We start from the raw sequence: 8,967 nt of genomic DNA on the forward strand, positions 1-8,967 counted from the left end.
CGCTCAAGGACAAGCTCCTCGTCTGCAAAGGCCTGTGGAATCCCACCACTGTCGCCGGCCCCGGCGGACATTATCCAAAGATGAATCTGCTTTCCGGCCTCACGGTGAAGCAGACCACGACGGACGTGCAGGTCGGCACCACCATGGATCAGCTCGTCGCCGCCGAGACCGGCAAGCACACGCCCATGTCCAGCATCGTGCTTGGCACCGAGGGGCCGAATTACAGCACCGACTCCGGCTACACTTCCATTTACTCCGCCTACCTTTCGTGGAGCAGCCCGACCTCGCCCGCGCCCAAGGAGATCTATCCCCAGCAGGCCTTCGACCAGCTTTTCGACGACGGTTCGCAGCGCAAGCGCGACAAGAGCGTGCTCGATCTCGTGAACGACGACGCCAAATCCCTGCGCACGCGCTTGAGCAAGCACGACGTCCACAAACTCGACGAATATCTCACCTCCGTCCGCGAGCTCGAGGACCGCATCGAGCGCGCCGCGGAATTCAGCAAGACCAACACCGGCGGCACCGGCTGGCAGCCTACGGTGAAAGCGCCCACCTTCCCGCGGCCCGCCGCGGGCATCCCGTCCAAGCCCGACGAACATCTGCGGCTCATGTTCGACATCATGGTGCTCGCCTTCCAGATGGACCGCACGCGCGTCGCCACGTTCATGCTGAACAATGATCTCTCGAACATGAACTTCGGCCTCGAGGGCGTGAAAGGCGGCATCCACGAACTCTCGCATCACGCCAACGACGCCGGGCGCCTCGAGCAGTACCAGAAGGTCAACGAACACCACATGGTGCTCTGGGCCGAAGCCTTGCAAAAGATGGCCGCCACCAATGAAGGCGAACGCACCCTGCTGGACAACAGCATGATCATGTTCACGTCCAGCCTCTTCGACGGCAACGCCCACGATTCCCGCCAGCTCCCCGTGCTCCTCGCCGGCGGCGGCGGCGGCACCATCAAGGGTGGCCGCCTGCTCGACTATTCCGGCGACGAGAACCGCAAACTCTGCCGCCTGCACATGGCGCTGATGGATCGCATGGGCCTCAAGACCGACCACTTCGGCGACGCCGACAAGGCGCTGTCGGATCTGGCATAAGCGGGTCGCAGGCGGGCGGGCGTTGGGGACGGCGCTGCCGCTCCGTGCGAAGCTGCCTGCGGACTCACCACCCCTGGCCTTCGCTGCACGGTCGGGTCGATCCCTTCGTAAACGCTTCGGTTCACCACTACCTCCGCTCGCGCGACCAGTTCCTCGACCATCGCGCGGTACTTCTCCTCCACGCAATCGCGCCGCACCGCCGATGCCAGGACCTCGTAGGACACGAAGCCACCCTCGCGCGCGTGATACCGCTCGTTCTTATGGCGCTCGTAGTATTGCCGCACCTCATCCTCGCTCACCTGTAACGTCTTGTCCTCTGCGTCCCGCTTCAGCAGTCGCACCAGCCGCGCCATTTCCTCGTTATAAAACACCCACTCGCTGAGATGCTTGGGGCCGTAGATGACGTCTCCTGTCCGCGGCGCCGCCGCCCGGCGGGCATTTTCCGCCTCCCACCGCCGGCGAAACGCCGCGTAGCGGGCGTCGTCCACGATGCCTGCCCGCCGCGCCGCGCTTTGCTGGACCTTGATCTCCTTCAAAACCTGCAACGTCTTCGCCTTCAGAAAATCCGCCGGGGTAACTCCGTCATATTTCGTCTGCCAGAAACGGTCGGTATCCTCCACCCGGGTCCGGCTTTGAAAATGCGCATAGACGCCGGCGCGCTGCGCGTTGAGGTGCAGCCAAAACTCACCGAGTTCGACCGGCTCCCCGTCGACCTTCGCGACGATGGCCATCTCCTCCCCGGCCGCCCGCCCGGGAGGCACCTCCGCGGCCACCAACCAGCCGAGCACGCCGCCCAGGGCGCGGCTCAGCACCCGTCGGAATTTGCGTGTCATCTCAGTTTTCGATCAGGTTGAAATTGTCGGCGAAAGCAGCGGCATTGCCGGTGTTTTTCCAGACGTAGATATCGGCGGTGGTATTGTTATTCCCCGTGGTAAAAGTCACCGTCAACAGGGTGTAGCTCGTGGCCGTGGTGCCCAGGTTTGTTTCCGTCCCGCCATAGGACTTCACGCCCAGGAAGGTCAGGTTCCCCGGCGCGGCGTTTTTCACCCACGCCGTCAGCGTGTATCTGGTCCTCGGCGTCAGGCCCGTCACCACCATGTCCGCTCCGGAATAAGAAGGGCCCGTCTGCAGCGCGTAGTTGCCATCGTAGGCATTGTTGGCCACCACCACCGCATGGGTCGCAGTGTTCCACGGCGCCAGTTGGCCGGTCTCGAAACCGGGGTTCGGAATGTAACTCGACAGCGAGATATCATCCGCATAACTGGCGGCGGTGCCGTCATTTTTCCAGACATAGATGAGCGCGCTGGTAACGGCTGGCCCGGTGGTGAAACTAATATTCAATTCGGTGTACTGCGCAGACGTGGTATTGACGTTCACCTCGCTCCCGCCATAGTTCTTCACTCCCAGATAGGTCACGTCGCCCGGTTGGGCGTTTTTGATCCACGCTGTCAGGGTGTAGGTGGTGTTCCCGGCCAGCCCGGTCACGTTCTTCGCGATCCCGGAGTAGGAGTTGCCGATCTTGGCCGCATAGATTCCGGCATGGGCATTGTCTTGCACGACCGTCGCCTGCCCGCTGTTTTGCCAGGGGGCCAGCGAGCCCGTTTCAAAGCCCGGGTTGGCCAGGCCGGTCCCGCTGGTCCCGCTGACCCCGCCGGCAATGCCCGGGCCGTTGTAGGCGCCCCGGTTCGGGGCCGTCGTCGGGGAGACGGCATTCCCCCAGTAATCCAGGCCGCCATTCCCATGGTGCGGCCCGTAGCTTTCCCGCACGAGCACGCCTTTGCCCAGCGCGGGCGAGCCGGTGCGCAGCTTGTAGCCGTCCACGGTGTTGAGCCCGACCTGCCCGGAGCCCGGGCTCACCAGTAGCGGATCCGCCGTGCTCTTGTTCGTCCCGCCGGGTTCGCGCGCGGTGTGTGTCCCGTAAATGGTATTCGCGTTATACATTCCCGTGCTGTCCGGTGGATACCACGGCACCCCGTTCATTATGTGGACGATGTTATTCTGGAAGATGATATCAGAATGCCCGGTCACTTTGTAGGACTGGTTGGTGTAGTTGCTGATGATGGCGGCGGTGGCGTGGGAGTCCTGGTAGATGGTATTGTTGTAAATCTTCGTCCGTAGCGGCGTGCCCAGGTCGGTGAAGGCAAACACCCCCCAGCCATTTTCATTTTGAAAAATGCAATCCCGCACGGTGATATCGAACGTGTCCGCTGGTTGTCCGGGCTGGAAAGTGACGTCATGCATCATCAGGATGCCGCCACCCGCGTTGTCATGGCTGTAGTTGTATTGAAAGATCGCCCCCTGCTGGAGCACGTCCGCATCGAACCCTTCGCCATCCCCGCTGTATTGGGTCGCGTACGATTCGTTGTACTGCACGGTGCTGTCGTACGACCGCGTCGGCCAGATGCCCGCGCTGTATTGATTGCTCACCCGCAGGGCCGGACTGTCGGTCGCGAAAGCCCCGACGTTGTGATCGATCAACCCATTGTTGGTGCCGAAGAGCAGAATGTTATCTCCTCCCGAATAGGAGACGACGTTTTGGCTGATGACCACCCCGGCGCTGGCGTTGGCCCGGGGTTGGAAGCTGTTATCCCAAAAGACAATGCCGACTCGATTGCAACGGGTCACCGTGTTTTCGGTGATCGTGACATTGGCGAAGGAGTCGGCGCTACCGCTCGCATAGAATGAAATCCCGCCATAGTGGTGAGGATCAATGCTGTCCCCGCGATCGAGGACCGCACCCAACACGTCGTGGACGGAATTGAACGCCACCGTGAATCCGCTCCGCAATCCTCCGCGCGTATTGGTGATCATGATGCCGGAGCGAAACCGGCCGTTATCCGCCGCGCCATCCGTCACTTCCAAATTCTGGATCGTCCAGTATTCCTGGTTGTAGAGATAAACGACCCCCTGTTGGTCGGGAATCAGTCCTCCGCCGTCGATGATCGGCAGTTCGCCCGTGCCGTAGGCGTCCAGCACGATCGCGCTGCTCGCCGTGCCCGAACCTTTGGGCCAGAGCTGTCCCGTCCACGCACCGCCGCGCTTCAGGAGGATTTGGTCGCCCGCGTAAAACGTCCGGCTGTTGACCTTGGCGAGCGATCTCCACGGGGCCGCGGAGGATGTGCCGGGATTGGCATCATCGCCAGCGGCGCCGGAATCGACGTAGTAAGTCGCGCCCTGCGCGACAGATACCAATAGGGAGGTGGAAAGCGTGGCGGCAGCGAAGAGCAGCAGCGCACGCACGAGGGAGGAACTCGTGGGGAGCGAGATCATGACAAATAGGGGGGTTATGGATTTTCTGACCGCGGAACCTCGCCGGGGGACGAAGGGTCCGCTTGAGTCCTATATGGGAGCATACGCTAAGCCACGAGTGGCCAGCGGTCGCCTTCACGGCCAGTTAGTGGGGGCTAAATCAGCCCCTAACATGCCGGACACTATAAGTAACTCCACGCCCTAACTCTGCGCGTTACTGTCGCGCCACATTGAACGCATCCCGGAGAAATGCAGGCACTTGCCACCACTGGCAGGAAGACCCGACGATGAGTAAGCTTGGCATACGTCACCGCCGAAAAATAATCGTCCACTTTTTTAGCCCCCCGCTGTTTCGAGTGGATTTGATGACCGCCAGTCCGCTCTTTTCTAAACCATGAAGAGCATGAAGATGGGCCCAGGCACTCTTCCCTTCACCTTGGAGGCGCCCGAAATTTTGACCACGGATTACGCGGATGTCACGGATGAGGGGCGGATCGCCCAAAGAGCCCTCTTCTATCCGTGACATCCGCGTCATCCGTGGTTACTCCGCCTCCACCGAAAACACCCCCAGCGCGGCCTTCCCCGAGATCCCCTGGTTCCGCGCATACGCCCCCGCCGCGCGCTGACGAACCTGCGCCGCCGTTTCCCCGCGCGTCCACCCCGCCAGCGCCTCGCGTAAGATGAACCCGCCCGGATACATCAACTGCGTCGTGGTCAGCAGCGGACGCGCCCCTGCCGCCGCCAGATGCGGCCCAAAGAACCGCTCGCTGATACAACACAGCACGATCGCCTGCCGCCCCGGCCCGCGCCGCGTGACCGCCTCCGCCGGCAGGGCAAAATCCATCAACCCATCGTGCCCGAGATACGCGACCAACGGCAACCGCTCCACCGGCTCCTCGCTGGTCAGCGCCTGAAAGAAATCGACCGTGCACTCCCGGATCGCGCTCCCGCGATAAGCATCCGCCACGACCTGCCACTTCCCGCTCTGGTGCGCAAACCGCAGCCGCTCGAGGATCGCCGGCTTCGGCCCCGCCTCCCGCCCCAGAAACTTCCACTCCTTGCTCGCCCGAAACACCGGCGGCAATGCCTCATCGCACCCCCAGTAAAGATTGCGCGCCGCATCATCACCGTTGCCGATCTTCGCCGGCACCGGCGCAATCCCCTGCGTCGCATTATCCGCCAACGCCACGAAGACGTGGATTTCGGCCGGCGCCGCCCGCGCCGTGGCGGCGACGCACCATGCGAGGAAAAGGAGGAGAAGAAGTCTCATCGATTTCAGCGGCGGAAGGTTTCGCTTTCGGTCAACTCGCAGACACGGGCAGAAAGGGATTCAGCACCCGTACGCCGCCGTAATCCTGCCCGTGATTGAGGTCTTCGGAGTAGACCGTCGCGCATCCCATTCGCTGCGCCGCGGCGAGGATTTGCGCGTCGAACTGAGAAAGTTGGAAGCGCTCGCCAATCTCGACTGCGGCCAGCACCAGAGCCCCGTCCACCGCTGCCATGGGAAAGGCCATCCACGTCTCTATCCATTGGCGCGCTTGTCCTCGGGTCAGCGGTTGCGTTTGGCGCGCCGCCGTACCCGCCCGCAAAAACTCCGCCGCCACTTGCGCCGAACAAGCCCAGTTTGCCGACTGAACCAACTCGCGCGCTTTTGCCGCCTTGGTTGCCTCCGCCGGATTGGTGCTCACGGCGTAGAGCAGGACATTCGTATCCAGGAAGCAATCAGCCACGGGCATTGCGCTCGTCGCGACTCAGCGGCGTGCCCACGCTGAACTGCCAGTCCGGCGCCGTAAAACGTTCGCGCATCAATCGGCGCGCTTCTTCGATGGAAGAGGCGACCCGGGGCCACAGCGTCGCAGTCACCTCGCCTCCGGAGACGATATCGAGTGGCTCCCGGCTGGAGATGGCGCGATCGAGAATCGCCGGGTCACGGTGAATGTCTTCGAGTGTCGTGGTCACGCTGGAGAGTCTAGTCCTCGGCCGGCCTCGTGGCAAGGCGCCGCGCTTCTCCTCGTTACCAAAGTGAGGTTTTGGTAACGCAGACTGTGCTGGGGAAAACTCCGTTTCGTGGCGGGGGGGAGCAGAGACGACACGCGCTCCCGCCCCAAACCGCGCAATGAAATTGCGGCCGTGGAAATGCGTTCCGAAAGCCCCACTCTCGGAACGAGAGGAACGTGACGGGGCATCGGCCGGGTGGCCGCTCTGGCGCGACGGATACGGCCAGCGACCCCTGCTTCCAACGATTTATATTTGGACGAACCCCTGTTCAACATCCTCCTTCATTATGATCACCGCGCTTATCACCCTCCTCATTACGGGCCTCATCCTTTATCTCATCTACTACGTCGTGGGCATGTTTGTGAAGGGTCAGCCGCTCAAGATCATCGGCATCATTCTCGGTCTCATCTTCCTTCTCGACGTGCTCCGCGTCTTTCAGGTGATCACACTTTAGTGCACTGGGGACAACCGCGGAGGCGCGGAGGCGCCGAGGGAGGGCAAAGAGGTCCGCATGGAAGACCGAGGCTTTGACCACGGATGACACGGATAGATATGGAGTGGCATGTCGCTTCAAAAATCCGTGTCAATCTGTGCCATCCGTGGTCCTTCCCTCCGTCTTTTTCCGTTCAGTGGATCACAGGCGCGCAGTCGCTGCCTCTCCTGCGATTACAGAGCATGACCGACGCGACTCCGATCACGAACGAGGATTTGTCTTTCATCAGTGGGGGCCGGCGGATTGCCGTCCAGGCGTGGCGGAATGAGCTGCCGTCTTCGCCGGCGATTGTGGTGTTGCATGGGGCGGGTGGGATGGATGCGGGGCATCGCTATATCGCGCAACTCGCCCGGACGGTGGCGCCCTACGGGTTTCATACCTTCCTAGTGGAATACTTTGACCGTACCGGGACGGAGTACGCGAACGAGACCACGATCAAGACCCACGGGCCGGCGTGGCTGGAGACGATTCATGACGCGGTGGATTATATCGCTGCCCTGCCGGGGGTGGATGCGGACTGCATCGGCACCTTTGGCTATTCGCTGGGGGGCTATCTGGCCGTGGCGCATGCGGCGCAGGATGAACGCATCCGCGCCGTGGTGGAACTGGCCGGGGGCATCGATGCGGAAACGGCGGCCTCGGCCACCCGTTTGCCGCCGCTCTTGATCGTCCATGGACGCGAGGATCAACGGGTTTCGATTAATAGCGGGATGGAATTGCAGCGCATTGCCCAAAAGCTGCGGACTCCGGTGCAGACGCTGTTTTTGCCGGGAGAAAGGCATTTGCTTTCGCCGGGGGCGACCTTGGTGGCGGTGCGGCAGGCGTTGCTGTTTTACGACGCGCATTTGAAGCACTGCGCGGCGTTGGTGTAGGGGGTAGCGGAGCGCCGAAAAAAAGGCTGTCATCCTTCGACAAGCTCAGGATGACAGGCCTTTTTTTCGAGCCGCCCAACCGCCTTACCTGGCGGCCCCGCCGCCGCGACCGCCTCCGTTGCCCCGCCCCTTACGCCGCCACCGCTACCCGCCGCAGCTTCCCGATCACCTTCGGCAAAATCTCCAGCGACTTCTCCACTTCGGCGTGCGTGTTGAAACGGCTGAAGGAGAAGCGCAGGCTGGCTCGCGCGCGCTCGTCGCTCAGGCCCATGGCCTTGAGGACGTGCGAGGCGTGCACCGAGCCGGTGGTACAGGCCGAGCCGCTGGAGCAGCAGATGTGATGCTGGTCGAGCAGCATGAGCGCGCCTTCGCTGTCGATGCCTTCGAAGGCAAGGTTGCTGGTGTTCGGCAGGCGGTGTTCGGGGTCGCCGTTGACGTGTGCGCCTTCGATCTGGGTGAGCACGCCGTGCTCGAAAGTGTCCCGCAGTTTGCGCACGACCTTTTGCTCGTGGTCCATGTTATGCCCGGCGACTTCGCAGGCTTTGCCGAGGGCGACGATGCTGGCGACGTTCTGCGTGCCGGCGCGTTTGTTGTTCTCCTGTCCGCCGCCGATGAGGTAGGGGGCGAACTTGGTGCGGCGGTTGACATACAGCACGCCGACGCCTTTCGGGCAGTGCAGCTTGTGGCCGGAGAGAGAGAGGAAATTGATCTTCGATTCCGCGAGGTTGAGCGGGATCTTGCCCACGGCTTGCACGGCGTCGGTGTGAAAGAGCGCGTGTTTCTTGCGGACGATCTCGGCGATCTCGTGGATGGGGAAGAGCACGCCGGTCTCGTTGTTCGCCCACATCACGGTGACGATCGCGGTATCGGAGCGGATGGATTTTTCCAGCTCGTGCAGGTCGATCTGGCCTTTGCTATCGACGCCCAGCCAGGTCACTTCGTGGCCGCGCTTGGCGAGGGTCTCGCAATGCTTGAGCGTGGCGCTGTGCTCCACGCGGGTGGTGACGATGTGCTGGCGGTCGCGGTCCATCATCAGTGCGGAATTGATGGCCGCATTGGTCGATTCCGTGCCGCAACTGGTGAAGACGACTTCGCCGGGGTCGCAGCCGATGAGGGCGGCGACGCGTTCGCGGGCCTTGTCCAGGGCCTTGCCCACCTGCTGGCCGAAACGGTAGCCGCTGGAGGGGTTGCCATAGAGCTCGGTGAGATAGGGCAGCATCTCCTCGACGACCGCTGGGTCCACGCGCGTGGTGGC

9 protein-coding genes are annotated in these 8,967 nt (G+C 62.4%); 3 read left to right on the forward strand and 6 right to left on the reverse strand.

From position 1 onward, the window contains the following. Positions 1 to 1,100, forward strand: a 1,100-nt coding sequence (locus ABJF10_RS26205) for a DUF1552 domain-containing protein (protein WP_348547579.1), incomplete at its 5' end; no start/stop codon positions are given. On the opposite strand, the gene ABJF10_RS26210 is transcribed toward ABJF10_RS26205, so the two are convergent. The 5 genes from ABJF10_RS26210 to ABJF10_RS26230 all read right to left on the reverse strand — a co-directional run bounded on the left by ABJF10_RS26210 (position 983) and on the right by ABJF10_RS26230 (position 6,308). Continuing rightward, a complete protein-coding gene (locus tag ABJF10_RS26210) occupies positions 983 to 1,933 on the reverse strand; it encodes a hypothetical protein (RefSeq protein WP_348547580.1) in 951 nt (316 codons plus the stop codon). The two genes, ABJF10_RS26205 and ABJF10_RS26210, sit on opposite strands and share 118 nt — an antisense overlap. Before the next feature lies 1 nt (position 1,934). Next, positions 1,935 to 4,370, reverse strand: coding sequence for a carbohydrate binding domain-containing protein (locus ABJF10_RS26215; protein WP_348547581.1), 2,436 nt, complete (start codon positions 4,368 to 4,370; stop codon positions 1,935 to 1,937). Positions 4,371 to 4,890: 520 nt separating this feature from the next. Next, complete coding sequence (locus tag ABJF10_RS26220; RefSeq protein WP_348547582.1) at positions 4,891 to 5,619, reverse strand: hypothetical protein; 729 nt, start codon at positions 5,617 to 5,619, stop codon at positions 4,891 to 4,893. Between the two features lie 31 nt (positions 5,620 to 5,650). Continuing rightward, positions 5,651 to 6,079: a PIN domain-containing protein gene (locus tag ABJF10_RS26225; RefSeq protein WP_348547583.1), complete on the reverse strand. Its 429-nt coding sequence runs from the start codon at positions 6,077 to 6,079 to the stop codon at positions 5,651 to 5,653. Continuing rightward, entirely contained in the window at positions 6,072 to 6,308 is a 237-nt protein-coding gene (locus ABJF10_RS26230; protein ID WP_348547584.1) for a hypothetical protein, read from the reverse strand. Before ABJF10_RS26230 ends, ABJF10_RS26225 begins: the two co-directional genes overlap by 8 nt. A gap of 325 nt (positions 6,309 to 6,633) precedes the next feature. Here ABJF10_RS26230 and ABJF10_RS26235 point away from each other — a divergent pair, with 325 nt between their 5' ends. Together ABJF10_RS26235 and ABJF10_RS26240 are read left to right on the forward strand one after the other, a co-directional pair. Beyond that, positions 6,634 to 6,801, forward strand: coding sequence for a hypothetical protein (locus ABJF10_RS26235; protein WP_348547585.1), 168 nt, complete (start codon positions 6,634 to 6,636; stop codon positions 6,799 to 6,801). Positions 6,802 to 7,022: 221 nt separating this feature from the next. After that, positions 7,023 to 7,712, forward strand: coding sequence for a dienelactone hydrolase family protein (locus ABJF10_RS26240; protein WP_348547586.1), 690 nt, complete (start codon positions 7,023 to 7,025; stop codon positions 7,710 to 7,712). A 130-nt stretch (positions 7,713 to 7,842) separates the two neighbouring features. Here ABJF10_RS26240 and nifS read toward each other — a convergent pair. Continuing rightward, on the reverse strand, positions 7,843 to 8,967 hold a 1,125-nt coding region (gene nifS / locus ABJF10_RS26245; RefSeq protein WP_348547587.1), incomplete at its 5' end, for a cysteine desulfurase NifS.

The sequence above is a fragment of the Chthoniobacter sp. genome (genome assembly GCF_040003245.1).
Taxonomy (GTDB): Bacteria; Verrucomicrobiota; Verrucomicrobiia; order Chthoniobacterales; family Chthoniobacteraceae; genus Chthoniobacter.